Below are 26344 nucleotides of genomic sequence, written 5' to 3' on the forward strand. Positions count from 1 at the left end.
GGCGCCCCCTGCACGCAGGGGGCGCCCTCAGCGCCGTACGGAGGCCGTGCCGGGCGGCCGGGCCGGACCGTCAGTCGCGGCGGGTCTCGCCCAGGTGGAGCACGCGGACCATGTTCGTGGTGCCGGGCACGCCGGGGGGCGAACCGGCGGTGATCACGACGATGTCGCCGTCGTTGAACCGGCCGAGCCGGGCCGTCTCCTGGTCCACCAGGTCGACCATCTCGTCGGTGCTGTTCACGAACGGCACCACGTGCGGCTCCACGCCCCAGCTGAGCGCCAGCTGGTTGCGGGTCGACTCGTCGGTGGTGAAGGCGAGGATCGGCTGCGCGGCGCGGTAGCGGGACAGCCGGCGGGCGGTGTCGCCGGACTGGGTGAAGGCCACCAGCCCCTTGCCGCCCAGGAAGTCGGCGATCTCGGCGGCGGCACGGGCCACCGAACCGCCCTGCGTACGCGGCTTCTTGCCCGGCACGAGCGGCTGGAGGCCCTTGGAGAGCAGCTCCTGCTCGGCGGCGGAGACGATCTTCGACATGGTCTTGACGGTCTCGATCGGGTACGCGCCCACACTGGACTCGGCCGACAGCATCACCGCGTCGGCGCCGTCCAGGATCGCGTTGGCCACGTCGGAGGCCTCGGCGCGGGTCGGGCGCGAGTTGGTGATCATCGACTCCATCATCTGGGTCGCCACGATCACCGGCTTGGCGTTGCGGCGGCACAGCTCGATGAGGCGCTTCTGCACCATCGGGACCTTCTCGAGCGGGTACTCGACGGCCAGGTCGCCGCGGGCGACCATGACGGCGTCGAAGGCCGCGACGACGTCCTCCATGTTCTCCACCGCCTGCGGCTTCTCCACCTTGGCGATGACGGGGACCCGGCGGCCCTCCTCGTCCATCACGCGGTGGACGTCGGCCACGTCCTTGGCGTCCCGGACGAAGGAGAGGGCGACCAGGTCGCAGCCCATCCGCAGCGCGAAGCGCAGGTCCTCGACGTCCTTCTCGGACAGCGCGGGGACGTTGACCGCCGCGCCGGGCAGGTTGATGCCCTTGTGGTCGGAGATGACGCCGCCCTCGATGACGATCGTCTTCACCCGGGGGCCCTCGACCCCGGTGACCTTCAGCTCGACGTTGCCGTCGTTGATGAGCACCTGGTCGCCCTTGGTGACGTCACCGGGCAGGCCCTTGTACGTCGTGCCGCAGATCGTCCGGTCGCCCGGCACGTCCTCGGTGGTGATGGTGAACTCGTCACCGCGCACCAGCTCGACGGGGCCCTCGGCGAAGGTCTCCAGGCGGATCTTCGGGCCCTGGAGGTCGGCGAGGACACCGATGGCCCGGCCGGTCTCCTTGGCGGCGGCCCGGACACGGTCGTAACGGCCCTGGTGCTCGGCGTGGGTGCCGTGGCTGAAGTTGAAGCGGGCCACGTTCATGCCGGCTTCGATCAGCGCGACGAGCTGCTCGTGGGAGTCGACCGCGGGGCCGAGAGTACAGACGATTTTCGAACGGCGCATGGGGCGATCCTATCGGTTTGTTTCGCTGCGGAATATTCCGTCTGGCGGAAAATACAAAAGGGCGGGATGCCGCTCAGGTGAGATTCCCCGAAGCATTTACCAGCGCGTAGGTTTGTGTCGCGATCTCCATTTCCTCGTCGGTCGGCACCACGGCCACCGCCACCCGGGCGTCCGGGGGCGAGATCAGCCGCGCGCCGTCGCCGCGTACGGCGTTCAGCTCGTCGTCGACCGCCAGTCCGAGCCCCTCCAGGCCCGCCACGGCGGCCTCGCGCACCGGCGCCGCGTTCTCCCCGACCCCGGCCGTGAAAGCCACCGCGTCCACCCGCCCGAGAACGGCGTAATAGGCGCCGATGTACTTCTTCAGCCGGTGAATGTAGATGTCGAAGGCCAGTCGCGCCCGCTCGTCGCCGGCGTCCACTCGGCGGCGGATCTCCCGCATGTCGTTGTCGCCGCACAGCCCGATCAGACCGCTCCTCTTGTTCAGGAGAGTGTCGATCTCGTCGGCGGACATTTCACCGACGCGCATCAAATGGAAGATGACGGCCGGGTCCATGTCTCCCGAGCGCGTACCCATCACGAGCCCTTCCAAGGGCGTCAGTCCCATGGAGGTGTCCACGCAACGGCCCCCGCGCACGGCCGACGCGGACGCCCCGTTGCCCAGGTGGAGCACGATGACGTTCACGTCCTCGGGGGCCCTGCCCAGCAGCCGGGCGGTCTCCCGGGACACGTAGGCGTGCGAGGTGCCGTGGAACCCGTAGCGGCGGACGCGGTGCCGGTCGGCGGTCTCGACGTCGATCGCGTAGCGGGCCGCGGACTCCGGCATCGTCGTGTGGAAGGCGGTGTCGAAGACGGCGACCTGCGGCAGGTCCGGGCGCAGCGCCTGCGCGGTCCGGATGCCGGTGAGGTTGGCCGGGTTGTGCAGCGGGGCCACCGGGATGAGCCGCTCGATCTCGGCGAGCACGGCGTCGTCGATCACGGTCGGCTCGGTGAAGCGCTTACCGCCGTGCACCACCCGGTGCCCGATCGCGGCCAGCTCGGGGGCGTCCACGCCGAGGCCGTCCTTGGCCAGCTCCGCCGCCACCGCCTTCAGCGCGGCGTCGTGGTCGGGGACGGCCCCGGTCCGCTCACGGGCCTCGCCGCCCGCCGGCGTGTGCCGGAGCAGCGAGGTCTCCTCGCCGATCCGCTCGACGAGGCCCACCGCGAGCCGCTCGCCGCCGCGCATGTCGAGGAGCTGGTACTTCACCGACGAGGAGCCGGAGTTGAGGACGAGGACACGACTGGGACTCACTGGGCGGACGCCTTCTCGCTGGGGGACTGCTGGGCCTGGATCGCCGTGATGGCGACGGTGTTCACGATGTCCTGGACGAGCGCGCCCCGGGACAGGTCGTTGACCGGCTTGCGCAGGCCCTGGAGGACCGGGCCCACGGCGATGGCGCCGGCCGAGCGCTGCACGGCCTTGTACGTGTTGTTGCCGGTGTTCAGGTCGGGGAAGATCAGCACGCTGGCCTGTCCGGCGACCTCCGAGCCCGGCAGCTTGGTCGCGGCGACCGACGGCTCCACGGCGGCGTCGTACTGGATCGGTCCCTCGACGCGCAGGTCGGGCCGGCTCGCGCGGACGAGCTCCGTCGCCTCGCGCACCTTGTCGACGTCCGCGCCGGAACCGGACGTGCCGGTCGAGTACGACAGCATCGCGATCCGCGGGTCCACCCCGAACCGCGCCGCCGTGGCCGCCGACTGCGTGGCGATGTCGGCGAGCTGCTCGGCGTTCGGGTCCGGGTTGACCGCGCAGTCGCCGTAGACCAGGACCTTGTCGGCCAGGCACATGAAGAAGACGGACGAGACGATCGAGGCGTCCGGCTTGGTCTTGATGATCTCGAAGGCCGGACGGATGGTCGCCGCCGTCGAGTGCACCGATCCCGACACCATGCCGTCGGCGAAGCCCTCCTGCACCATCAGCGTGCCGAAGTAGTTCACGTCGGAGACCACGTCGTACGCCAGCTCCACGGTCACGCCCTTGTGGGCGCGCAGGGCGGCGTACTTCTCGGCGAAGGAGTCCCGCAGCTCCGAGACGGCGGGGTCGATCAGCTGGGCGCCCTCGAGGTCGATGCCCAGGTCGGCGGCCTTCTTGCGGATCTGCTCGACCGGGCCCAGCAGCGTCAGGTCGCACACGCCCCGGCGCAGCAGCACCTCCGCCGCGTGCAGCACCCGCTCCTCGGTGCCCTCGGGCAGGACGACCCGGCGCAGGTCGGAGCGGGCCTGTTCCAGCAGCTTGTGCTCGAACATCATCGGCGTGACGCGGTCGCTGCTGGGGGCGGAGACCCGCTTGCTCAGCTCGGCGGTGTCGACGTACCGCTCGAAGAGGCCGAGGGCGGTCTCCGCCTTGCGCGGGGTGGCCGCGTTGAGCTTGCCCTCCAGGGAGAAGAGCTGCTCGGCGGTGGGGAAGCTGTTGCCGGTCACCGAGAGGACCGGTGTGCCGGGAGCGAGGCGCGCGGCGAGGGTGAGGATGCCCTCGCCGGGGACCTCGTTCAGGGTCAGCAGGACAGCGGCTATCGGCGGGGTGCCGGCGCTGTGCGCGGCGAGCGTGCCGATCACCAGGTCGGCCCGGTCGCCCGGGGTGATGACCAGACAGCCCGGGGTGAGGGCGCTCAGCAGGTTGGGCAGCATGGCACCGCCGAACACGAAGTCCAGCGCGTCGCGGGCGAGCCCCGAGTCGTCGCCGAGGACCACCCTGGCGCCGAGGGCGTGGGCGATCTGCGAGACGGTGGGCGCGGACAGGGCGGGCTCGTCCGGCACCACCCAGCACGGCACCGGCAGCCGGCCCGCGAGCCGCTCGGCGATCTCGTCCCGCTCCTCGCGGGCCACCCGGTTGGTCACCATCGCCAGGACGTCGCAGCCCAGGCTGTCGTAGGCGCGGAAGGCGTTCACGGTCTCGGCGAGCACCGACTCGGCGGCCTGCTTGCGTCCGCCCACCACCGGGATCACCGAGGCGCCGAACTCGTTGGCGAGGCGGGCGTTGAGCGACAGCTCGTCCGGGAACTGGGTGTCGGCGTAGTCGGTGCCGAGGACGAGGACCACGTCGTAGTCGCGGGCGACCAGCAGGAACCGGTCGACCAGCGCGGACACCAGCTCGTCCGTGCCCTGCTCGGCCTGGAGCGCGGAGGCCTCCTGGTAGTCCATGCCGTAGACGGTCGAGGAGTCCTGCGTGAGCCGGTAACGGGAGCGCAGCAGCTCGAAGAGCCGGTCGGGCCCGTCGTGGACCAGGGGCCGGAAGACGCCGACCCGGTCGACCTGCCGGGTCAGGAGTTCCATGACCCCCAGTTCGACGACCTGGCGGCCGTCGCCGCGGTCGATACCGGTCACGTACACGCTGCGCGTCACGCGTGCTCTCCGTTTCGTCTGTGGCGGCTGGTTCGTCCGGTGGCGGCCGGTGCACAAAAATCGCCCGCCGGGGTGAGCGGACCCTCTTGACAATACCTCCGGCGATGGATAAGGCGCCCGTCAGTGTCCGGCGACGCCCGGCCGTGGGCCCGCCGGGGTTCGGCAGTGCCCGCCGGGGTTCGGCAGTGCCCGCCGGGGGTCCGGTCGTGAAACAATTGGATCGGCTCACCGGTGTCAACAGCGAGCAGGAGACACAGCACGATGCGTATCGGAGTTCTCACCGCAGGCGGCGACTGCCCCGGCCTGAACGCAGTGATCCGGTCGGTCGTGCACCGAGCGGTCGACAACTACGGCGACGAGGTCATCGGCTTCGAGGACGGCTACGCGGGCCTCCTGGACGGCCGCTACCGCAGCCTCGACCTGAACGCCGTCAGCGGCATCCTGGCCCGCGGCGGCACCATCCTGGGCTCCTCCCGGCTGGAGCGCGACCGGCTCCGCGAGGCCTGCGAGAACGCCGGTGACATGATCCAGAGCTTCGGCATCGACGCGCTGATCCCGATCGGCGGCGAGGGCACCCTGACGGCCGCCCGGATGCTGTCCGACGCGGGCCTGCCGGTGGTCGGTGTGCCGAAGACCATCGACAACGACATCTCCTCCACGGACCGCACCTTCGGCTTCGACACCGCCGTGGGGGTGGCCACGGAGGCGATGGACCGCCTGAAGACCACCGCCGAGTCCCACCAGCGCGTGATGGTCGTCGAGGTCATGGGCCGGCACGCCGGCTGGATCGCCCTGGAGTCCGGCATGGCCGCGGGCGCCCACGGGATCTGCCTGCCCGAGCGCCCCTTCGACCCCGCCGACCTGGTCAAGATGGTCGAGGAGCGGTTCGCCCGCGGCAAGAAGTTCGCCGTCGTGTGCGTCGCCGAGGGCGCCCACCCCGTCGACGGCTCCATGGACTACGGCAAGGGCGCGATCGACAAGTTCGGCCACGAGCGCTTCCAGGGCATCGGCACGGCGCTGGCGTACGAGCTGGAGCGCCGGCTCGGCAAGGAGGCCAAGCCGGTCATCCTCGGGCACGTCCAGCGCGGTGGCGTGCCGACCGCCTACGACCGGGTGCTCGCCACCCGCTTCGGCTGGCACGCGGTGGAGGCGGCGCACCAGGGCGAGTTCGGCCGCATGACCGCGCTGCGCGGCACGGACGTCGTCATGGTGCCCCTGGCGGAGGCCGTGACCGAGCTGAAGACGGTGCCGAAGGACCGGATGGACGAGGCGGAGTCGGTCTTCTAGACGCGGGCGTGGACGCACGGGCGGACACGGGGGCGGGCGCACGGGCGGACACGGGGGCGGGCGCACGGGCGGCCTACGGGTGCTTCTCGACGGCCGCCCAGAAGTGCTCCACGATCCGGTCGAGGAAGTCGCGTCCGGCCGCGCTGGAGTCACCGCTGCCGCCGCCCCAGCTGAGGGTGGCGGCCATGTGCCCCTGGTAGTCCTGGTGCAGTACCTGGAGGACGTTCTCCAGCACGCGCCGGTCCAGCGGCGCCACCTTGGCGACCGGCCGGACATAGGCCTGCCAGCGGGTCGACACGGCGCTCGACAGCAGCTCGGCGAGCTTCTCCTCGCGCCCCGTGACGGCCACGAAGTCGGGGAGCGCGAGGCCGAGCACGTCGGCGAGCGCGGCGGACTGCCGGTCGGAGCCGCGCCAGTCGTCCGTCTCCTCCATCCGCAGGTAGGCGGGGAGCGCGACACTCACCGCGCGCGCCACGTCCTCCGGCGCCACACCGCGGGCGATGCGGTGTTCCCGCAGGGTCTGCGGGCGGCCGATCAGATCGCCGGGCGAGCACCAGAGCACCCCCGCGAGGGCGGTGAGCTCGGGGGCCGCGGGGGCGGCGGCCCCCCGCTCCCAGGCGACGACGAGGTCCGGGGTGACGTACGGCAGCCCGTACGACACCCGCATGCCGTGGGCGACGTGCTCGGGCCCCATGTTGAGGGCGGCGCGGAGCCGGCGGGCGGCGAGGGCGTTGAACGGGGGACCCGACTGGTTCGGGTGAGGTGAGGGTCGGCGCACGGCCCACACCGTAGGGGGCCGGGGAGGGATTGACTACGGGCTGTTCGGCCAGCGATACGTATTGTAGGAACCTACGGGTGCAATCCGGGCGTAGTGCGGATGTTCGGGGTCCCCCAGAACCCGTCCGGCCTCCGCGGCCCCGACCCGCCCGGCTCACCCCTTGACCGCCCCGCCCAGCGCGAACCCCCCGCCCAGTCGCCGGGAGATCAGCACGTACAGCAGGACGACCGGCGTCGAGTAGACGATCGAGAACGCCGCCAGCTGCCCGTACGCCACCATGCCCCGGTTGCCGAAGAAGTCGTTGATGCTCACCGAGGCCGGCATCTGGTCCGGGGTGAGCAGCAGCATGAACGGGACGAAGAAGTTCCCCCACATCATCACGAACGAGAACACCGTGACCACCGCCACCCCCGGCCCCATCAGCGGCAGCACGATCCGCAGCAGCGACTGGAACGACGACGCCCCGTCCGTCCACGCGGCCTCCTCCAGTTCCTTCGGCACCCCGTCCATGAAGTTCTTCATGAGCCAGATCGCGAAGGGCAACTGTGAGGCGGCGAAGAAGAAGACCGTCCCCTGCATGGTGTCGATCAGGTTCACCCGCACGAACAGCGCATAGACCGGCACCATGATCGCCGTGATGGGGAGGCTGGTCGCGAACAGGACGGTGAGCAGGAACGGCCGGTTCAGCCGCGACCGGAAGCGGGACAGCGGGTACGCCGCCAGCGCCGCGCACACCACCGTCAGCAGCGTCGCGCCGCCGCACAGGATCAGGCTGTTGAGCAGCGGCGTGAAGGTGATCTCCGGGGTGAGGATCGCGTCGAAGTGCTCCAGCGTGACCCCGTCGGGGACCTTGACCCGCAGACTCGCGTGCGGGTCGAGGGCGGAGAGCACCACCCAGGCCAGCGGCAGCACGAAGGCCGCGGCGACCACCAGCAGCCCGGCGTCGGCGGCCGTACGGCGCCGGTCGCGCCGGGAGGCGGGCGAGGTTGCCATGTCAGACCTCCGTCCGCAGCAGGCGCAGGTACACGACCGAGAACAGGGAGCCGATCAGCAACAGCAGCAGCGCCACCGCCGTGCCGTACCCGATCAGGCTGTTCTGGAAGGCCTGCTCGTACATGAACAGCGGCAGCGTCTGGCTCTTGCCGCTCGGGCCCCCGCGGGTCATCACCCAGATCAGCCCGAACACGGAGAGGGTCTGGAGGGTGTTCAGCATCAGGTTGGTGCCGATGGAGCGGCGGATCATCGGCAGCGTGATGTGCCACATCCGGCGCCAGCCGCTCGCCCCGTCCACCTCGGCGGCCTCGGTGATCTCCTTGGGGATCTCGTTCAGCGCGGCCGAGTACACCAGCATCGAGAAGGCCGTGCCCCGCCACACGTTGGCGAACGACACCGCCAGGATCGGCAGCGTGAACAGCCAGTTCTGGGAGGGCAGATGGAGCCAGTCGAGCACGGCGTTGAGGGTGCCCTCGCGGCGGAAGAAGGCGTAGAGCAGGAAGCCCGCCACCACCTCCGGCAGCACCCAGGCCGTGACGACGATGCCGCCGGTGAGCGTGCGCACCGGCTTCGAGGCCCGCCGCATCAGCGCGGCCAGCGCCAGCCCCAGGGTGTTCTGCCCGATCAGCGACGACAGCACCGTGAACACCAGGGTCAGCCATACGGCGTTGAGGAACGCCTCGTCCCGGAAGGCCCGCCGGAAGTTCTCCAGGCCCACGAAGGACTCCTCGGCCTGCCCGGTGAGCTGGAGGTCGGTGAAGGCGATGACGACGCAGTACGCGATCGGACCGGCGAGGAAGAGCAGCAGCAGGACGACGGCGGGGGAGACGGGCAGCGCGCGCAGCAGGGAGCGGCGCACGGTGCCCGTCGCCGGCCGGGACGGGGGAGCGGCGGGCGGGGCCGACGGTGCCTTGCGGAGCTCCGGGCCCGTGTGCGGCGGCGTGGCCGCGGTCACTTGCGGACCACCTGGTTGTCGGTGGCCTCCTTGAGCGCCTCGTCGTAGCCGCGGGCCGCCTCCTCGACCGACAGGTCCCCCGTCGTCACGCCCTCCATCGCCTCCTGGATGGCGACGGAGACCTTCGGGTACGCCGGGTAGGCGGGCCGGTAGTGGGTGCTCTCGACGAGGTCGGTGAAGAACTCGATGCCGGGCTGGGCGTCGACGTAGGCCGGGTCCTGCGCCACGTCCTCGCGGACCGCGATGCCGGAGTTGGCGACGTACCACTTCTGGGCGTTGGCCTTGGTCTGCATCGTCTTGATGAACTCGAAGGCCAGGTCGGGGTTGCCCGCCTTGGCCGGGATCGACCAGGTCCAGCCGCCCGACATGCTCACCCGGCCGGGCGCCTGGCCGTTCTGGGTCGGCATCGCGGCCAGCCCCAGCTCCTTCGACCACTCGGGCCACTCGTGCCCGCTGCCCTCCAGCCAGTCCTGCGGCAGCCACGAACCGTCCAGGGCGATGCCGAGCTTGCCCTGCGGAAGCAGTTCACCGCGGACCTTGGTGCCGAAGTTGGGGTCGAGCGCGTCGGAGACCTCCGGGCCGAGCTTCTCCTCGTAGACCGTCTCGACGAAGGCGAGGGAGTCCTCGAAGCCCTGTCCCGCCGCGATCCACTTCTTGCTGCTCCTGTCGTACAGCGGGTCCGTGGAGCCGTCGTTCGTGCCGTACAGCAGCATCTGGAAGCCCTGCATGGTGGCGGCCTCGCCGGCCGGCTTGCCCGTGTACACGTTGAGCGGTGTGACGCCGGGGACCTTCTCCTTGATGGTGCGGGCCGCCGCCAGCACGTCGTCCCAGGTCTTCGGCTGCCAGTCGGCGGGCAGCCCGGCCTCGGCGAAGACGTCCTTGCTGAACCACAGGCCGCGCGTGTCGGTGCCGTCCGGGACGCCGTACGTCCTGCCGTCCTCGCCCTTGGCCGCCGCCTTCGCCGTGTCGATGAACCGGTCCCAGTCCTTCCACTCGGCCAGGTAGGGGTCGAGGGGCTTCAAGTACCCGCTGGTGATGTCGGAGTTGATGAGGAAGGTGTCCTCGTAGACCAGGTCCGGCGCGGTCTTGGGGGAGCGGAGCATCTGCTGGAGCTTGGTGTAGTACTCCGAGTCCGGGGCCTTGATGGGGACGAGTTCGACCTTCTTGCCCGGGTGGGCCTTCTCGAACTGCTTCTTGATGTCGCCGAGGTACGTGTCCATCACCTTGATGGAGTTGTCCGTGGACTGCTTGAAGGAGACCTTCACCGTGTCCGGATCGTCGCCGGATCCGCTGCCGCAGGCGGCGAGGGAGGTGGAGGCGAGGGCGGTGAGGGTGAAGAGGGCGGTGAACCGGACGGTGGGACGCACGGGCATGACCTCCTACGGGCGCACGACGCTGTGGCCGGGACGGCTGCTCGGCGAACGTAAGAGGAGTGGTCTAGTCAGGTCAATGCGTGTGCGGTGGACAACTCGTGTTCATCGGCCCCGTTCGGCCTCGCTGACCCACCGGTACACCAACTCCGGCCGGCCCACCTGCCCGTAGAGCGGGCTGCGCCCCGCCCGTCCCGCGTCCACCAGGTGCTCCAGGTAGCGCCGGGCGGTGATCCGCGAGATGCCCACGGACTCGGCGACCCCGGCGGCCGTGAGGCCCTCCGCCGCCGCCCGCAGCACACCGGTCACCCGCTCCAGCGTCGGCCCGCTCAGCCCTTTCGGCAGGGCCGCCGGGCCCGGAGCCCGCAGCGTGGCCAGCGCCCGGTCCACCTCGTCCTGGCCGCTGGCCTCCCCGGCGGCATTGCGGAACTCGGCGTACCGCACCAGCCGGTCCCGCAGCGTGGCGAAGGTGAACGGCTTCAGCACGTACTGGACGACGCCCAGCGACACGCCCTCCCGCACGACCGCCAGGTCCCGCGCCGACGTCACCGCTATCACGTCGGTGTGATGCCCCGCCGCCCGCAGCGAACGGGCCAGCTGCAACCCGTGCACGTCCGGCAGGTGCAGGTCGAGCAGGAGCAGGTCCACCGGAGTGCGGTCCAGCATGCGCCGTGCCTCGGCCCCCGTGTGGGCCCGGCCCACGGCCGTGAACCCCGGCACCCGGCCGACGTACAGCACGTGCGCGTCGGCGGCGACGGGGTCGTCCTCGACGACCAGGACGCGGATGGGCTCCGGGGCGCTCACCGGACCGCGCTCCGGAAGGGGTGCCCGGCGCGCGGGGACCGGCCGCGGATCATGCCGTGCCCCCCGCCGTCGGTCTGCCGGGGACGGCGTGCGCCGCCGGCGCGCCCGCGGGCCCGGTGCCGTCCAGGGGCAGCCTGGCCTCGAAGCGGGCGCCGCCGCCCTCGGCCCCCGCCACGGTCAGCGTGCCGCCGTGCCGCTGGACCGCCTGCCGCACCAGCGCCAGGCCCAGCCCGCGCCCGCCCTCGTCGGCGGGCTTCGTCGAGTAGCCCCGCTGGAAGACCAGGTCGGCGTGGGCGGGGTCGACCCCGGCGCCGGTGTCGGTCACCCGCATCACCAGTTCCGAGCCCGCGCCGCCGGCCACGTCGGTGTACGCCGCCACCGTGACCCTGGAGGGCGCTCGGCCCTGGGCCGCGTCCACCGCGTTGTCGACCAGGTTGCCCAGGATCGTCACCAGGTCCCGGGCGGGCAGGGACGGCGGCAGCAGCCCGTCGTCCAGTCGGCTGTCCTGCGACACCACCAGCTCCACTCCCCGCTCGTTCGCCTGCGCCGTCTTGCCCAGCAGCAGCGCGGCCAGCACCGGCTCGCTCACCGCGGCCACCACCTGGTCGGTCAGCGCCTGCGCCAGCTCCAGTTCGGCCGTCGCGAAGTCCACGGCCTCCTCCGCGCGCCCCAGCTCGATCAGCGAGACCACGGTGTGCAGCCGGTTGGCCGCCTCGTGCGCCTGCGAGCGCAGCGCCTGGGTGAAGCCGCGCTCGGAGTCCAGCTCGCCCGTCAGGGACTGCAGCTCGGTCACGTCCCGCAAGGTCACCACGGTTCCCCGGTGCTCGCCGCCGGAGACCGGCGAGGTGTTGACCACCAGCACCCGCTCGGCCGTCAGGTGCACCTCGTCCACCCGGGGCTCCGACGCCAGCAGCGCCCCCGTCAGCTGCGCGGGCAGTCCCAGGTCGGCGACCGAGGCGCCCACCACCTCACCCCTCACGCCGAGCAGCTCCCGTCCACCGTCGTTGATCAGCGCCACCCGGTGCTGTCCGTCCAGCATCAGCAGACCTTCGCGCACCGCGTGCAGTGCCGCCTGATGGTAGTCGTGCATCCGGCTCAGCTCGTCCGCGTTCATGCCGTGGGTGTGCCGGCGCAGCCGGGCGTTGATCACGTAGGTGCCGACCGCGCCGAGCAGCAGCGCGCCGGCCGCCACCGCGAGCAGGGCCGTCAGCTGCTCCTGCGCCCGCTTGCTGATCTCCTCGACCTTGATGCCGGCGCTGACCAGGCCGACGACCCGCCCGCCGTCGTCGACGGGGGTGACCGCCCGCACCGACGGCCCCAGGGTGCCGGTGTAGGTCTCGGTGAAGGTCTCACCCCGCTGGGCGCGCTCGATGTGCCCGCGGAAGAGACGCCCGATCTGCCGGGGGTCGGGATGGGTCCAGCGGATGCCCTCCGGATCCATGATCGTCACGAAGTCGACGCCCGCGTCCCGCATGACCCGCACCGCGTACGGCTGGAGCTGCGCCGTCGGGTCGGGGGTGCGGATCGCGTCCAGCACGGACGGCGAGTCGGCGATCGCCAGCGACACCGACCTGGCCTGCCGCCCGGCCGCGTCCTCGGCCTGCTGCCGGTCGCTGACGTAGGTGAACAGCGCGTACCCGGCCACCACGACCGCTATCAGCACCGCCTGCATGGCGAAGAGCTGACCGGCCAGGCTACGGGGTCCGGGAACGGGGAGGCGCATGCCGTCAGTCTCCCTCTTGGCTGATCGGTGAACTAAATGAACGCAAGGGTGACCGCGCTCACAGCCCGGGAGATAGTCACCGCGTCCCCGAAACAAACCCCCGGACGTGAGCCGCACGCCGGTGATGCCGACGACGTCGTCAAGGAGGGCCGCCGTGACCAGCGAAGCCGCTACGGCACCTGCCGCACCCAAAGCCAAGCGCGACCGCACGCACTATCTCTACATCGCCGTGATCATCGCGGTCGCCCTCGGTGTCGCCGTCGGTCTCGCCGCCCCCGACTTCGCGACCGAGCTGAAGCCGCTGGGCACCGGCTTCGTGAACCTGATCAAGATGATGATCTCACCGATCATCTTCTGCACGATCGTGCTGGGCATCGGCTCGGTCCGCAAGGCCGCCAAGGTCGGCGCGGTCGGCGGTATCGCGCTGGCCTACTTCCTGGTGATGTCGCTGGTGGCCCTCGCCATCGGCCTGGTCGTCGGCAACATCCTGGACCCGGGCACGGGCCTCGCGGTCACCGACGCCATCAAGGAGACCGGCCAGGCGCAGGTCGACGCGGAGGCCAAGGGGACCACCGAGTTCCTGCTGGGCGTCATCCCGACGACCATCGTCTCCGCGTTCACCTCCGGCGAGGTCCTGCAGACCCTGCTGATCGCGCTGCTCTGCGGCTTCGCCCTGCAGGCCATGGGATCGGCCGGGCAGCCCGTCCTACGCGGCATCGAGCACATCCAGCGGCTGGTCTTCCGCGTCCTGGCCATGATCATGTGGGCCGCGCCGATCGGTGCCTTCGGTGCCATCGCCGCCGTCACCGGCTCGGCCGGCGTCGACGCGCTCAAGAGCCTGGCCGTGCTGATGCTCGGCTTCTACGTCACCTGCTTCCTCTTCGTCTTCCTGGTCCTGGGCGCGCTGCTGCGGATCGTCGCCGGTGTCAATGTCTTCTCGCTCTTCAAGTACCTGGGCCGCGAGTTCCTGCTGATCCTGTCGACCTCCTCCTCGGAGTCGGCGCTGCCGCGCCTCATCGCCAAGATGGAGCACCTGGGCGTGAGCAAGCCGGTGGTCGGCATCACCGTCCCGACCGGCTACTCGTTCAACCTCGACGGCACCATGATCTACATGACCATGGCCTCGCTGTTCATCGCCGACGCCATGGGCACGCCGATGTCCGTCGGGGAGCAGATCCCGCTGCTGCTCTTCCTGCTGGTCGCCTCGAAGGGCGCGGCCGGCGTCTCCGGCGCCGGGCTCGCCACGCTGGCCGGCGGCCTCCAGTCCCACAAGCCCGCCCTGGTGGACGGCATCGGCCTCATCGTCGGCATCGACCGCTTCATGAGCGAGGCCCGCGCCCTCACCAACTTCGCGGGCAACGCCGTCGCCACCGTGCTGATCGGCACCTGGACCAAGGAGATCGACCGGGGACGGGTGGACGAGGTGCTCGCCGGACGGGCCCCGTTCGACGAGAAGACGCTGCTGGACGACCACGGCGCCGCCGACGACACCGAGGACGCCGCGGACCTGCCCGAGCAGGGCGGCGAGAAGGAGCTGGCCAAGGCCTGAGGCGGCTTTGCGAACGCCCGCACACTCCGGGCGGCTGAGGTGCTCCCCCCGTTGCTCAGCCGCCCGGTCCCGGGGCCCCGCGCCGTTCGGCGCGGGGCTTCCTCGTCCTCGTGCCCGGTGCCGGGGCTTCCTCGTCCTCGTGCCCGGTGCCGGGGCTTCCTCGCCCTCGTGCCCGGTGCGAGGCTTCCCGGCCCGCACGTCCGGCGCCGGGCTTCTTGCCTTGACGTCCGCGTCAGGGCTTACGTTCGTCCGCATGCGAATCGGCGAGCTGGCCGCACGGGCCGGGACCACGACGCGGACGCTGCGGTACTACGAGTCGCGCGGCCTGCTGCCCGCGCGGCGCGCCGGCAACGGCTACCGGACGTACGACGAGGACGACCTGAAGCTGCTGCGGCAGATCAGGACTCTCCAGGACTTCGGGTTCGACCTGGAGGAGACCCGCCCGTTCGTGGAGTGCCTGCGCGCAGGGCACCCCGAGGGCGACTCCTGCCCGGCCTCCCTCGTGGTCTACCGGCGCAAGCTGGCGGAGCTGGACGCCCTGATCGAGCAGTTGTCGTCGGTGCGGGCGCAGGTCGGTGCGCAGCTGGCGCGAGCCGAGGCGGCGGTTCCGGGGGGTCCGGAGCCGAAATGCGAGCTGGGAGGGCACACATGACAGGCGACGGGGTGGCCGAGGTGACGGACGCCGGGTTCGGTACGGAGGTACTGGGCAGCGAGCTGCCGGTGCTGGTGGAGTTCACCGCCGACTGGTGCCCGCCGTGCCGTCAGATGGCCCCGGTGCTCCGGGCCCTGGCCGCGGAGGAGGGTCACCGGCTCCGGGTGGTGCAGCTGGACGTCGACCGCAACCCGGCGACCACGAACGCGTACAAGGTGCTGTCGATGCCGACCTTCATGGTCTTCCGCGACGGTGAGCCGGTGAAGTCGATGGTGGGCTCGCGGCCCAAGCGACGGCTGCTGGAGGAGCTGTCCGACGTGATCTGACCCGCTCCCGATACGAAGAAATCCCCCGGCAATTGCGCCCGGGGGATTTCTTTGCGTATATTCGTTGATTCGTGACTTCAGGAGTATGAGGTCGCGAAGAAGTTCAGTGAGCACAGTATATCCGGGCGGGAGTGGAATTGTCAAACACCGAATTTCCGGACGATGAATTGCGACTCGAGCAGGAATTCATCGACGGACTCTACGCACGCGTGGACGCCCTGCGCGGCGACACCGAGGTCTCGGTCACGGACGCGCTCGCACGGGGCAACACCCCCATGCAGGCCCGGCTGGAGCGGGACATCCTGGTCGCCGAGCGCTCGGGGCTGCTCGCCGCGCTCAACGCGGTGGACGGCTCCCTCTGCTTCGGCCGGATCGACCTCGCCTCCGGCGCCGCCCACCGCATCGGCCGTATCGGGCTGCGCGCCGACGACGCCGAACGCACCCCGGTCCTGATCGACTGGCGGGCCGACGTCGCCCGCCCCTTCTACCTGGCCACCGGTCACACCCCGATGGGCCTGCGCCGGCGCCGGCACATCGCGAGCGAGGGCCGCCGGGTCACCGCCCTGCACGACGAGATCCTCGACCTCGGGGACGAGACGCGGACCGGCCACGAGGACCCGTCCGGCGACGCCGTGCTGCTCGCCGCGCTGAACTCCGCGCGCACCGGGCGCATGGGCGACATCGTGCAGACCATCCAGGCCGACCAGGACCGCATCATCCGCGCCCCGCACCGCGGTGTCCTGGTCGTCGAGGGCGGTCCCGGCACCGGAAAGACCGCCGTCGCCCTGCACCGCGCCGCCTACCTCCTCTACGAGCACCGCGAACTGCTGGCCAAGCGGGCCGTCCTGATCGTCGGCCCGAACCCGGCCTTCCTGGGGTACATCGGCGAGGTGCTGCCCTCCCTGGGCGAGACCGGCGTGCTCCTCGCCACCGTCGGCGAGCTCTTCCCCGGCGTGAAGGCCACCGCGACGGACCCCCCGCGGGCGGCGGCGGTGAAGGGCCGCGCCGACATGGCGGACGTCCTCGCCGAGGTGGTCCGCGACCGGCAGGCGCTGCCCGATCCGGTGATCGCGATCGAGCACGACCGCGAGATCCTCATGCTCGACGACGACCTGGTCAACGTCGCCCGCGAGCGCACCCGCGCGGCGAAGCTGCCGCACAACGCGGCCCGCGAGCACTTCGAGGGCCACATCCTCAACACCCTCACCGACATGGTCGCCGAACGCATCGGCACCGACCCCTACGACGGCAGCAACCTCCTCGACCCCAGCGACATCACCCAGATCCGCGACGAACTCGCCGAGAACCCCGAGGTCTGGTCGGCGATCGACCGGCTGTGGCCCCGGATCACCCCGCAGCGCCTCGTCGCCGACTTCCTCGCGGCGCCCGAGGGCTTCCTCTCCGCCGAGGACGCCGCCGCCGTCCGCCGCCCGGTCACCCGGCGCTGGACCGTGGCCGACGTGCCCCTGCTGGACGAGGCGGCCGAACTGCTCGGCGTGGACGACCGCCTCGCCCGCTCCCGCGCCGAACGCGAGCGGGAGCAGCAGATCGCCTACGCGCAGGGTGTGCTGGACGTGTCGTACGCGTCCCGGACCTACGAGTTCGAGGACAAGGACGAGGAGGACGCGGAGGTGCTGTCGGCGCACGACATCATCGACGCCGAGCGGTTCGCCGAACGCCAGGAGGAGGACGACCACCGCAGCGCCGCCGAGCGTGCCGCGGCCGACCGCACCTGGGCCTTCGGGCACATCATCGTGGACGAGGCGCAGGAGCTGTCCCCGATGGCCTGGCGGCTGCTGATGCGCCGCTGCCCGACCCGCTCCATGACCCTGGTCGGCGACCCGGCGCAGACCGCGGAGGCGGCCGGTGTCGGCTCCTGGTCCAAGATCCTCGCGCCGTACGTCGAGGACCGCTGGGAGCACACCCGGCTGGGCGTCAACTACCGCACCCCGGCCGAGATCATGGACGTGGCGGCGGCCGTCGTCCGCGCCGACGACCCCGCCTTCGCCCCGCCGAGCTCGGTGCGCTCGACGGGGGTACGGCCCTGGGTCCGCGCCACCGGCGACCTCCCGGCCGCCGTCGCCGAGGCCGCCCGGGAGCTGGCCCCCGAGGAGGGCCGCCTCGCCGTGATCGCCCCGCGCGAACTGCACGGGGCGCTCGCCGCCCGGCTGGACGGCGTGACGGCGGGCGCCGAGCCGGACCTCACCCACGGCGTCGTCCTCCTCGACCCGCGCCAGTCCAAGGGCCTGGAGTTCGACTCCGTCCTGGTGGTCGAGCCGGGCCGCTACGGCACGAGCGACCTGTACGTGGCCCTCACCCGCGCCACCCAGCGGCTGGGCGTGCTGCACACCGAGCCGCTGCCGAAGGGCCTGGTGGACGCGGCCGGCTAGGCGACGCGGCCGGCCGGGAGGCGGGCCGGCCGCGAGCCGCCGGCGGCAGGGGGAAGCGCGGGGCGGGGCGGCGCCGTCAGCTCCCCGCCGTCAGCGCGTCCCCCAGCCCGGTCCGTCCGTACAGGACCTGGCGGCCGTGCCGGCGGGCGGTGAGCAGTCCGGCCTCACGCAGCACACCGAGGTGCGCGGAGACGGCATGACCGCGCTCACCGCCGCCGTCGAGGGCGCGTCCGGCACCGTGGCCGCCGCCGACCGGGCCTACGGGCTCCCCACCGACGGGACGTTCGGCGACGAGCAGCTGTGGCACAAGATCCAGGGCGCCCTGCGGTACGAGGGCCGCTGGTACTTCCACCGGAGCAACGCCTACGACAACGGCCGCCCGCTCCAGGCCACGGCCGGCGGGGACGGTGTGCCGGCCGGCGACGCGAAGACCCTGCAGACCTCGTTCGGGCCCGAGGACCTCTACCTGACGCACGGCATGGGCGACGCCCGGGCGCCCCGCCTGTGGTCGCTCAGCGAACACGCCCCGAGCGCCTGCGGCGCCTGCGAGCGGGAGGCCTACAGCTACCCGATGAGCGAGGTGGTCAGCGGCTTCGGCTCCTGACCTGCCCGGGGCTCCGGGGGGAGGCCCCCGGGGCCCCGGGCCCGCGGGGAGGTCCCCGGCTGCCTGCTCGCGGCCGGGGACCCCGCCGTCAGGCCGGACGCAGCCAGACCGTCGCCAGGGGCGGCAGGGTCAGCCGGATGCTCGCCGGCCGGCCGTGCCACCCCTGCGGCTCCGGCTTGACCGGGTCCGGGTTGCCCACGTCGCCGCCGCCGTACCGCGCCGCGTCGGTGTTGAGCACCTCGTGCCAGGCGGGGACGTCGTCCGGGACGCCGAGGCGGTATTCGGGGCGGACCACCGGGGCGAAGTTCGAGACCGCGAGCAGCGGCGTGCCGTCGGCGTCCAGCCGCAGGAACGCGAGGACGTTGTCCTCGGCGGCGTCCCCGACGACCCACGCGAAGCCGGAGGGGTGGGTGTCGCGCTGCCACAGCGCGGGCGTGGCCCGGTAGACGGTGTTCAGGTCGCGGACCAGGTCCAGCACCCCCCGGTGGTCCGCCGCCGCCCCGTACCGCGGGTCGAGCAGCCACCAGTCGGGGCCGCGCGCCTCGGACCACTCCGCGCCCTGCGCGAACTCCTGCCCCATGAAGAGCAGCTGCTTGCCGGGGTGGGCCCACATGTAGCCCAGATAGGCCCGCTCGCTCGCGCGCTGCTGCCACCAGTCGCCCGGCATCTTCGACACCAGCGACTTCTTGCCGTGCACCACCTCGTCGTGGGATATCGGCAGGACGTAGTTCTCGCTGTACGCGTACACCATCGAGAAGGTCAGCTCGCCGTGGTGGTACTTGCGGTGCACCGGCTCGTGGCTCATGTACTCCAGCGAGTCGTGCATCCAGCCCATGTTCCACTTGAGCCCGAAACCCAGCCCGCCGAAACCGCTCGGTCCCTCGTGGTGCGTGGCCCGGGTGACCCCGTCCCAGGCCGTCGACTCCTCCGCGACGGTCACGACGCCGGGCACCCGCCGGTACACCGTCGCGTTCATCTCCTGGAGGAAGGCCACCGCGTCCAGGTTCTCCCGTCCGCCGTGCTCGTTCGGCGTCCACTGGCCCGGCTCGCGCGAGTAGTCCAGGTAGAGCATCGAGGCGACGGCGTCGACCCGCAGCCCGTCGATGTGGAACTCCTCGCACCAGTACACGGCGTTGGCGACCAGGAAGTTGCGCACCTCGCGGCGCCCGAAGTCGAACTCCAGCGTCCCCCAGTCGGGGTGGGCGGCCCGCAGCGGGTCGGAGTGCTCGTACAGGGGGCGCCCGTCGAACTCGGCCAGCGCCCAGTCGTCGCGCGGGAAGTGCGCGGGCACCCAGTCCATCAGGACGCCGATGCCGGCCTGGTGCAGCCGGTCGACCAGGTATTTGAAGTCGTCCGGGTCGCCGAGCCGGGCCGTGGGCGCGTAGAAGCCGGTGACCTGGTAGCCCCAGGAGCCGCCGAAGGGGTGCTCGGCGACCGGCATCAGCTCGACGTGGGTGAAGCCCAGGTCCGCGACGTACGCCGGCAGCTGCTCCGCCAGCTCGCGGTAGGTCAGGCCGGGGCGCCAGGAGGGCAGGTGGAGCTCGTACACCGACATCGGTGCCTCGTGCGCGGGGGCCTGCGCGCGGCGGGCCAGCCACGCGTCGTCGCCCCAGGTGTAGTCCGAGACGTGCACGACGGAGGAGGTGGCCGGGGGGACCTCCGTACGCCGGGCCATGGGGTCGGCGCGGAACGTGCGCGAGCCGTCGGGCCTGGTGATCTCGAACTTGTACAGCTCTCCCGCGCCGATCCCGGGCAGGAACAGCTCCCAGACACCGGTGCCGCCCAGCGACCGCATCGGGTGACCGGTGCCGTCCCAGAAGTTGAAGCCGCCGGCCACCCGGACGCCGCGCGCGTTCGGCGCCCACACCGTGAAGCGGGTGCCCGCGACGCCCTCGTGGGTCGCGGGATGCGCGCCGAGCGCCTGCCACAGCTGCTCGTGCCGCCCCTCGCCGATCAGGTGCAGGTCCAGGTCGCCCAGCGTGGGCAGGAAGCGGTAGGGGTCCTCGACCTCCTGGTCCGTCTCCCCGTACCGCACCAGGAGGCGGTAGGCCGGGACCTCGCCGAGCGGCAGCAGGCCCGAGAAGAAGCCGTCCCCGTCGTCGTGCAGCCCGGCCCTCAGCTCCCCGGACAGGACGGTCACCGCCCGCGCGTACGGCCGGAACACCCGGAAGGCGACACCGCCGGGCACCCGGTGGGCGCCGAGCACGGAGTGGGGGTCGTGGTGCGTGCCGGCGAGCAGCCGCTCCCGGTCGGCGGCGTCCAGGAGGGGGGAGACGGCGATCTCGGCGGGCACCGCCTCCTTCGCGCTCTTCCGGGCGGCCCTCCCCTCCGCGGGCGCCTTCTTCGCGACGCCCCTCTCGCCCCTCTTCCCGCCCGTCCCGCCGGCCGCCTTCCCGGCCGCCGTCCGCTTCGCGGCGGGCTGCTGCCCGGCCGCTTTCCTGGGCGTCGTCTTCTTGGCCGTCGCCTTGGTGGCCGTCGTCTTCTTGGCGGCGGCCTTCTTCGCGATCGCCTTCTCGGCTGTCGCCTTCTTCGGGGTCGTCTCCTTGGCCACCGCCTTCCGAGGCGGCGCCGCCTGCTGCGCGGCGCTCTTCTCCTCGGCCGTCTTCTTCGGGTCGGGACCGCTGGACGAGGGGCGGGGGGTCACGGGCGGGGCCTCCTGGGCGAAGTGGGATCAGGAAGGAAGGGCGGGGACCGGGTCAGGCCGGTTCGGGTGTGGACAGGCGGCGCACCGCGGACATCGGCACCGCCAGCCAGTCGGGGCGGTGCCGTGCCTCGTACAGCACCTCGTAGACCGCCTTGTCCGTCTCGTGGGCGCGCAGCATCACCGGGTCGGTGCGCGGATCGACGCCGGCGGCCTCCGCGTACCCGGTGCAGAACGCGGCCCGGCAGCTCTCGGCCCAGCCGGGCACGGGGGCGTCGGCCGCGTGCGCGGCGTAGTCGAAGGACCGCAGCATCCCGGCGATGTCCCGCACCGGCGGCTGCGGCATCCGCCGCTCGGCCAGGGGTTTCGCGGGCTCCCCCTCGAAGTCGATCAGCGACCACCGGCCGGAGGGCGAGCGCAGGCACTGACCGAGGTGCAGGTCGCCGTGGACGCGCTGGGCGGTCCAGGTGCGGCCCTCGGCGGCCAGGTCGTCCAGCGCGGTGAAGGCGGTGCGCAGCGCGGGAGCGTAGGGCCGCAGCAGGGGGACCGCGCGGGCGGCCTCCTCCAGCCGTCCGATCATGCCGTCGGCGAGCTGCCGCATCTGTGCGTGACCGAGGGTGACCGTCGGCAGTGCGCGGGCCAGTGCGAGGTGCACCTCGGCGGTGGCCCGGCCCAGCGCCCGCGCCTCGGCGGCGAAGTCCTCCCCCTTGGCCAGTTCGCGCAGGGCCAGCTCCCAGCCGTCGGTCGCCCCCTGCAGGTACGGCTGGAGGACCCCCAGCACCCACGGCCGGTCGGCCAGGTCGGCCACCATCCACCCGGCCGGCGCCGGCACCCGGGGGCAGCCCGCCCGGGCCAGCGCCAGCGGCAGCTCCAGGTCGGGGTTGACACCGGGCACGATGCGGCGGAGCAACTTGAGAATGAACGTATCTCCATAGACGACCGACGAGTTGGACTGCTCGGCGGTCATCAGCCGCGGTACCAGGCCCGTGCGGATCTCCTGGTCCCGGTCCCGCTCGAAGCGGAGCCCGCCGATGCGGGCCCGGGAGCGCAGCGCCTCCAGGAGCACCTCGGCGGGCCTGGTGTCGTACAGGGCGTCGTAGACGGTGCGGCCGGCCAGCGGGCCCTCGGTGACATGTCCGATGAGCGCGGGCGCCAGCCGGGGCGGCAGCGCCTCGCGCGCGCCTATGAGGAGCTGGTAGCAGTCTCCGGGCTCCTCCGGTGCGCCGGTGCCCGCGGAGAGCTGCTGATGGGCGCGCACCAGCACGTGGTGGAGACCGAGGCGGGCGTCGGCCGGCAGCAGCTCGGTGGCGGCGACCAGCGAGAACCCGGTGACCGGGCGCCCCTTGCCCGCGAACCAGCGCTGCCGTGGCAGCCAGTCCCGCAGGAGTGGATCGAGTGACGCAAGGAGGCCTGGCGGGCTCGTGCTCGTGACGGTGCGTGTGACGGCTTCCGACATGGCGTCGCGTCCTTTCCCCGGGTCGACGGGGTGTTACTGATGCGTGCCCCGGGCGGGGCGGCAGAAACCGCCCCGCGCCGGGGTGGAGGCCCATGAGGCCTAGACGGCGTCCTTGCGGAGCCGGAACCAGTAGAAGCCGTGCCCGCCGAGGGTCAGCAGGTACGGCAGTTCGCCGACCGCCGGGAAGCGGACCCCGCCGAAGAGTTCGACCGGGTGGCGTCCCTCGAAGGCGCTCAGGTCCAGCTCGGTGGGCTGCGCGAACCGGGAGAAGTTGTGGACGCACAGCACCAGGTCGTCCTCGTACTCCCGCAGGAAGGCCAGCACGGCGGGGTTGGACGAGGGCAGCTCCGTGTACGAGCCGAGACCGAAGGCCACGTTCTGCTTGCGGATCTCGATCATGCGCCGCGTCCAGTGCAGCAGGGACGAGGGCGAGGCCATGGAGGCCTCGACGTTGGTCACCTGGTAGCCGTAGACCGGGTCCATGATCGTGGGCAGGAAGAGGCGCCCGGGGTCGGACGAGGAGAACCCCGCGTTGCGGTCCGGTGTCCACTGCATCGGGGTGCGGACCGCGTCGCGGTCGCCGAGCCAGATGTTGTCGCCCATGCCGATCTCGTCGCCGTAGTAGAGGATCGGCGAGCCGGGCAGGGAGAGCAGCAGTGCGGTGAACAGCTCGATCTGGTCGCGGTCGTTGTCCAGGAGCGGGGCCAGGCGCCGGCGGATGCCGATGTTGGCGCGCATGCGCGGGTCCTTGGCGTACTCCGCGTACATGTAGTCGCGTTCCTCGTCGGTGACCATCTCCAGGGTCAGCTCGTCGTGGTTGCGCAGGAAGATGCCCCACTGGCAGCCGGACGGGATGGCCGGGGTCTTGGCGAGGATCTCGGAGACCGGGTAGCGGGACTCGCGGCGCACGGCCATGAAGATGCGGGGCATGACCGGGAAGTGGAAGGCCATGTGGCACTCGTCGCCGCCGGAGGCGAAGTCGCCGAAGTAGTCGACCACGTCCTCCGGCCACTGGTTGGCCTCCGCCAGTACGACCGTGTCCGGGTACTGCGCGTCGATCTCCTTGCGCACCCGCTTGAGGAAGGCGTGCGTCGCCGGAAGGTTTTCGCAGTTGGTGCCCTCCTCCTGGTACAGGTACGGCACCGCGTCCAGCCGGAACCCGTCGATGCCCAGGTCCAGCCAGAACTTCAGGGCGGAGATCATCTCCTCCTGGACGGCCGGGTTCTCGTAGTTCAGGTCCGGCTGGTGGGAGAAGAAGCGGTGCCAGAAGTACTGCTTGCGCACCGGGTCGTAGGTCCAGTTCGACGCCTCGGTGTCGACGAAGATGATCCGCGCGTCCTGGAACTGCTTGTCGTCGTCCGCCCAGACGTAGTAGTCGCCGTAGGGCCCGTCGGGGTTGTTGCGCGACTCCTGGAACCACGGGTGCTGGTCGCTGGTGTGGTTCATGACGAAGTCGATGATCACGCGCATGCCGCGCTGGTGGGCGGCGTCCACGAACTCGACGAAGTCGGCCAGGTCGCCGAACTCGGGCAGGACGGCGGTGTAGTCGGAGACGTCGTAGCCGCCGTCCCGCAGCGGTGACTTGAAGAAGGGCGGCAGCCACAGGCAGTCCACCCCGAGCCACTGCAGGTAGTCCAGCTTGGCGGTGAGGCCCTTGAGGTCGCCGACGCCGTCGCCGTTGCTGTCCTGGAAGGAGCGGACGAGGACCTCGTAGAAGACGGCTCGTTTGAACCAGTCCGGGTCCCGGTCCTTGGCGGGTGTGTCCTCGAAGGTGTCCGGCACGGGCTCGTTGACGATCATGTGGTGGGTGACCCTCCGATCTGCGGGTGGGACGGTCGCAGAACCGTGCAGACGTGCGCGGGCGTACGGCCCGGCTCAAGCCGCACATAGTTGGCCCTGCCCCAGTGGTAGGTCTCGCCGGTGAGCTCGTCGCGCACCGGCACGGACTCGTGCCAGTCCAGGCCGAGTTGCGGCATGTCCAACGAGACCGTCGCCTCCTGGGTGTGGTGGGGGTCGAGGTTGGCGACCACCAGAACCGTGTTCGACCCCTGCCGCTTCGAGTAGGCGATCACCTCCTCCTTGTCCGTGGCGTGGAAGTGCAGATCGCGCAGCTGCCGGAGGGCCGGGTTCTGGCGCCGGGCGGTGTTGAGCTTGGTGATGAGGGGGGCGATGGTGCGGCCCTCGCGTTCGGCGGCGGCCCAGTCGCGGGGGGTGAGCTGGTACTTCTCGCTGTCGAGGTATTCCTCGCCGCCCTCGCGCAGGGGGGTGTTCTCGCAGAGTTCGTAGCCGCTGTAGATGCCCCAGGTGGGGGAGAGGGTGGCGGCCAGGACGGCGCGGACCTCGAAGGCGGGGCGGCCGCCGTGCTGGAGGTAGGCGTGCAGGATGTCGGGGGTGTTGGCGAAGAAGTTGGGCCGCATGTAGGAGGCGGCCTCCCCCGTCAGTTCGGTGAGGTACTCCGTCAGTTCCTGCTTGGTGTTGCGCCAGGTGAAGTAGGTGTAGGACTGCTGGAAGCCGATCTGGGCCAGGGTGTGCATCATCGCGGGGCGGGTGAAGGCCTCGGCGAGGAAGATGACGTCGGGGTCGGCGGTGTTGATCTCGCCGATGACGCGCTCCCAGAAGACGACGGGTTTGGTGTGGGGGTTGTCGACGCGGAAGATCCGCACGCCGTGGTCCATCCAGTGGCGCAGGACGCGGACCGTCTCGGCGACGAGTCCCTCCAGGTCGGCGTCGAAGGCGATGGGGTAGATGTCCTGGTACTTCTTGGGCGGGTTCTCGGCGTGGGCGATGGTGCCGTCGGGGCGGTGGTGGAACCACTCGGGGTGTTTGTCGACCCAGGGGTGGTCGGGGGAGCACTGGAGGGCGAAGTCGAGGGCGATCTCCAGACCGTGGCGGGCGGCCTCGGTGACGAAGTGGTCGAAGTCGTCGAGGGTGCCCAGGTCGGGGTGGATCGCGTCGTGGCCGCCCTCGGGGGAGCCGATGGCCCAGGGGACGCCGACGTCGTCGGGGGTGGCGGAGAGGGTGTTGTTGCGGCCTTTGCGGTGGGTGGTGCCGATGGGGTGGACGGGTGGGAGGTAGACGACGTCGAAGCCCATCGCGGCGATGGCGGGCAGCCGGCGGGCGGCGGTGCGGAAGGTGCCGTGGGGCTGCTCGGGAGTGCCCTCGGAGCGGGGGAAGAACTCGTACCAGGCGCCGTAGAGGGCGCGTTCGCGTTCCACCAGCAGGGGCAGCGGGTCGGAGCTGGTGACCAGCTCCCGCAGCGGATGGCGGGCCAGCACCGCGTCCACCTGCGGCGTCAACGCCGCCGCCAGCCGCGACGCGGCCGGCCGGGTCTCGTCCCGCAGCGCGTCGACGGCGGCGAGCAGCTCACGCCGGTCCTCGCTGCCCGGCACGCCGGCGGCGGCGCGCTCGTACAGCCGGGCGCCCTCCTCCAGGACCAGGTCCGTGTCGATGCCCGCCGGGATCTTGATCCGCGCGTGGTGCCGCCAGGTGGTGACCGGGTCGCCCCAGGCCTCCACGGTGTACGACCAGAGTCCGGGCTCACCGGCGGTGACGGTGGCTCCCCAGCGGTCGGTGCCCGGGGCCAGCTCGCGCATCGGCGTCCACGGGCCCGGGCGGCCCCGCGGATCTCTCAGGACGACGTCGGCCGCGACCGCGTCGTGCCCCTCGCGGAACACGGTGGCCGATATCTCGAAGGACTCGCCGGTGACGGCCTTGGCGGGCCTGCGCCCCTGCCGGACCATCGGGCGGACGTCCAGGACGGGGATGCGTCCGACGACGGTGGCCCCGTCCGCGGACGGCGCCCCGTGGGACGGCTCCGGTGGCCCCGCGGGGGGCGCTGACGAGTGGTGCGTGGCGGGCATGACCGCTCCTGTCCGCGTCAACGTGGGTGGGCGGATGACTCTGGGGAGGTGGGTCCTGCGGCGGTGCATGTGGGGTG

General features: G+C 71.7%; 19 protein-coding genes. 6 read left to right on the forward strand and 13 right to left on the reverse strand.

The features are described from left to right. Nucleotides 1-70: 70 nt before the first annotated feature. The 3 genes from pyk to pta all read right to left on the reverse strand — a co-directional run bounded on the left by pyk (nucleotide 71) and on the right by pta (nucleotide 4879). Nucleotides 71-1501: a pyruvate kinase gene (gene pyk, locus SAM23877_RS24520; protein WP_053137259.1), complete on the reverse strand. Its 1431-nt coding sequence runs from the start codon at nucleotides 1499-1501 to the stop codon at nucleotides 71-73. 73 nt (nucleotides 1502-1574) lie between these two features. After that, nucleotides 1575-2789 (reverse strand): acetate kinase, encoded by a 1215-nt coding sequence (locus tag SAM23877_RS24525; protein WP_053137262.1) that lies wholly within the window; start codon nucleotides 2787-2789, stop codon nucleotides 1575-1577. Continuing rightward, a complete protein-coding gene (gene pta, locus SAM23877_RS24530) occupies nucleotides 2786-4879 on the reverse strand; it encodes a phosphate acetyltransferase (protein ID WP_053137265.1) in 2094 nt (697 codons plus the stop codon). Before pta ends, SAM23877_RS24525 begins: the two co-directional genes overlap by 4 nt. 261 nt (nucleotides 4880-5140) lie before the next feature. Between pta and SAM23877_RS24535 the strand changes: the two genes are divergently transcribed. Next, entirely contained in the window at nucleotides 5141-6166 is a 1026-nt protein-coding gene (locus SAM23877_RS24535) for an ATP-dependent 6-phosphofructokinase (RefSeq protein ID WP_053137267.1), read from the forward strand. A 73-nt stretch (nucleotides 6167-6239) separates the two neighbouring features. Here SAM23877_RS24535 and SAM23877_RS24540 read toward each other — a convergent pair whose 3' ends face one another. The 6 genes from SAM23877_RS24540 to SAM23877_RS24565 form a co-directional block, all read right to left on the reverse strand. Further along, nucleotides 6240-6953: a helix-turn-helix domain-containing protein gene (locus tag SAM23877_RS24540; protein ID WP_053137270.1), complete on the reverse strand. Its 714-nt coding sequence runs from the start codon at nucleotides 6951-6953 to the stop codon at nucleotides 6240-6242. Between the two features lie 144 nt (nucleotides 6954-7097). Continuing rightward, nucleotides 7098-7937 carry a carbohydrate ABC transporter permease gene (locus SAM23877_RS24545; protein WP_053137274.1) on the reverse strand — a complete coding sequence of 280 codons (840 nt, stop codon included), beginning with the start codon at nucleotides 7935-7937 and terminating at the stop codon, nucleotides 7098-7100. Between the two features lies 1 nt (nucleotide 7938). Next, nucleotides 7939-8892, reverse strand: a complete 954-nt coding sequence (locus SAM23877_RS24550) for a carbohydrate ABC transporter permease (protein ID WP_053137277.1) — start codon at nucleotides 8890-8892, stop codon at nucleotides 7939-7941. After that, on the reverse strand, nucleotides 8889-10265 hold the full coding sequence (locus SAM23877_RS24555) for an extracellular solute-binding protein (protein WP_174532252.1): 1377 nt from the start codon (nucleotides 10263-10265) through the stop codon (nucleotides 8889-8891). Before SAM23877_RS24555 ends, SAM23877_RS24550 begins: the two co-directional genes overlap by 4 nt. Before the next feature lie 102 nt (nucleotides 10266-10367). Then, nucleotides 10368-11066, reverse strand: a complete 699-nt coding sequence (locus SAM23877_RS24560; protein WP_053137280.1) for a response regulator — start codon at nucleotides 11064-11066, stop codon at nucleotides 10368-10370. Between the two features lie 49 nt (nucleotides 11067-11115). Then, nucleotides 11116-12789: a sensor histidine kinase gene (locus tag SAM23877_RS24565; RefSeq protein WP_053137283.1), complete on the reverse strand. Its 1674-nt coding sequence runs from the start codon at nucleotides 12787-12789 to the stop codon at nucleotides 11116-11118. A 154-nt stretch (nucleotides 12790-12943) separates the two neighbouring features. Between SAM23877_RS24565 and SAM23877_RS24570 the strand changes: the two genes are divergently transcribed. The 5 genes from SAM23877_RS24570 to SAM23877_RS41385 all read left to right on the forward strand — a co-directional run bounded on the left by SAM23877_RS24570 (nucleotide 12944) and on the right by SAM23877_RS41385 (nucleotide 18310). Then, entirely contained in the window at nucleotides 12944-14338 is a 1395-nt protein-coding gene (locus tag SAM23877_RS24570) for a cation:dicarboxylate symporter family transporter (RefSeq protein ID WP_053137286.1), read from the forward strand. Nucleotides 14339-14591: 253 nt separating this feature from the next. Then, nucleotides 14592-14990 (forward strand): MerR family transcriptional regulator, encoded by a 399-nt coding sequence (locus SAM23877_RS24575; protein WP_053137289.1) that lies wholly within the window; start codon nucleotides 14592-14594, stop codon nucleotides 14988-14990. 11 nt (nucleotides 14991-15001) lie between these two features. Beyond that, entirely contained in the window at nucleotides 15002-15316 is a 315-nt protein-coding gene (locus tag SAM23877_RS24580) for a thioredoxin family protein (RefSeq protein WP_053137292.1), read from the forward strand. Between the two features lie 119 nt (nucleotides 15317-15435). Further along, nucleotides 15436-17706, forward strand: a complete 2271-nt coding sequence (locus SAM23877_RS24585; RefSeq protein ID WP_053137295.1) for a HelD family protein — start codon at nucleotides 15436-15438, stop codon at nucleotides 17704-17706. Between the two features lie 196 nt (nucleotides 17707-17902). Then, the gene (locus tag SAM23877_RS41385) at nucleotides 17903-18310 is read left to right on the forward strand and encodes a hypothetical protein (RefSeq protein WP_244903098.1); all 408 of its coding nucleotides are present in this window, start codon (nucleotides 17903-17905) and stop codon (nucleotides 18308-18310) included. A gap of 88 nt (nucleotides 18311-18398) precedes the next feature. Here SAM23877_RS41385 and glgB read toward each other — a convergent pair whose 3' ends face one another. The 4 genes from glgB to SAM23877_RS24610 form a co-directional block, all read right to left on the reverse strand. After that, nucleotides 18399-20954 (reverse strand): 1,4-alpha-glucan branching enzyme, encoded by a 2556-nt coding sequence (gene glgB / locus SAM23877_RS24595; RefSeq protein WP_162492126.1) that lies wholly within the window; start codon nucleotides 20952-20954, stop codon nucleotides 18399-18401. A gap of 52 nt (nucleotides 20955-21006) precedes the next feature. After that, entirely contained in the window at nucleotides 21007-22407 is a 1401-nt protein-coding gene (locus SAM23877_RS24600; protein ID WP_053137300.1) for a maltokinase N-terminal cap-like domain-containing protein, read from the reverse strand. 99 nt (nucleotides 22408-22506) lie between these two features. Continuing rightward, nucleotides 22507-24207, reverse strand: coding sequence for a maltose alpha-D-glucosyltransferase (gene treS, locus SAM23877_RS24605; RefSeq protein ID WP_053137303.1), 1701 nt, complete (start codon nucleotides 24205-24207; stop codon nucleotides 22507-22509). Beyond that, on the reverse strand, nucleotides 24204-26267 hold the full coding sequence (locus SAM23877_RS24610; protein ID WP_079030405.1) for an alpha-1,4-glucan--maltose-1-phosphate maltosyltransferase: 2064 nt from the start codon (nucleotides 26265-26267) through the stop codon (nucleotides 24204-24206). Before SAM23877_RS24610 ends, treS begins: the two co-directional genes overlap by 4 nt. Nucleotides 26268-26344 lie beyond the last annotated feature (77 nt).

Origin of the sequence: Streptomyces ambofaciens ATCC 23877 (assembly GCF_001267885.1) — a bacterium.
Taxonomy (GTDB): domain Bacteria; phylum Actinomycetota; class Actinomycetes; order Streptomycetales; family Streptomycetaceae; genus Streptomyces; species Streptomyces ambofaciens.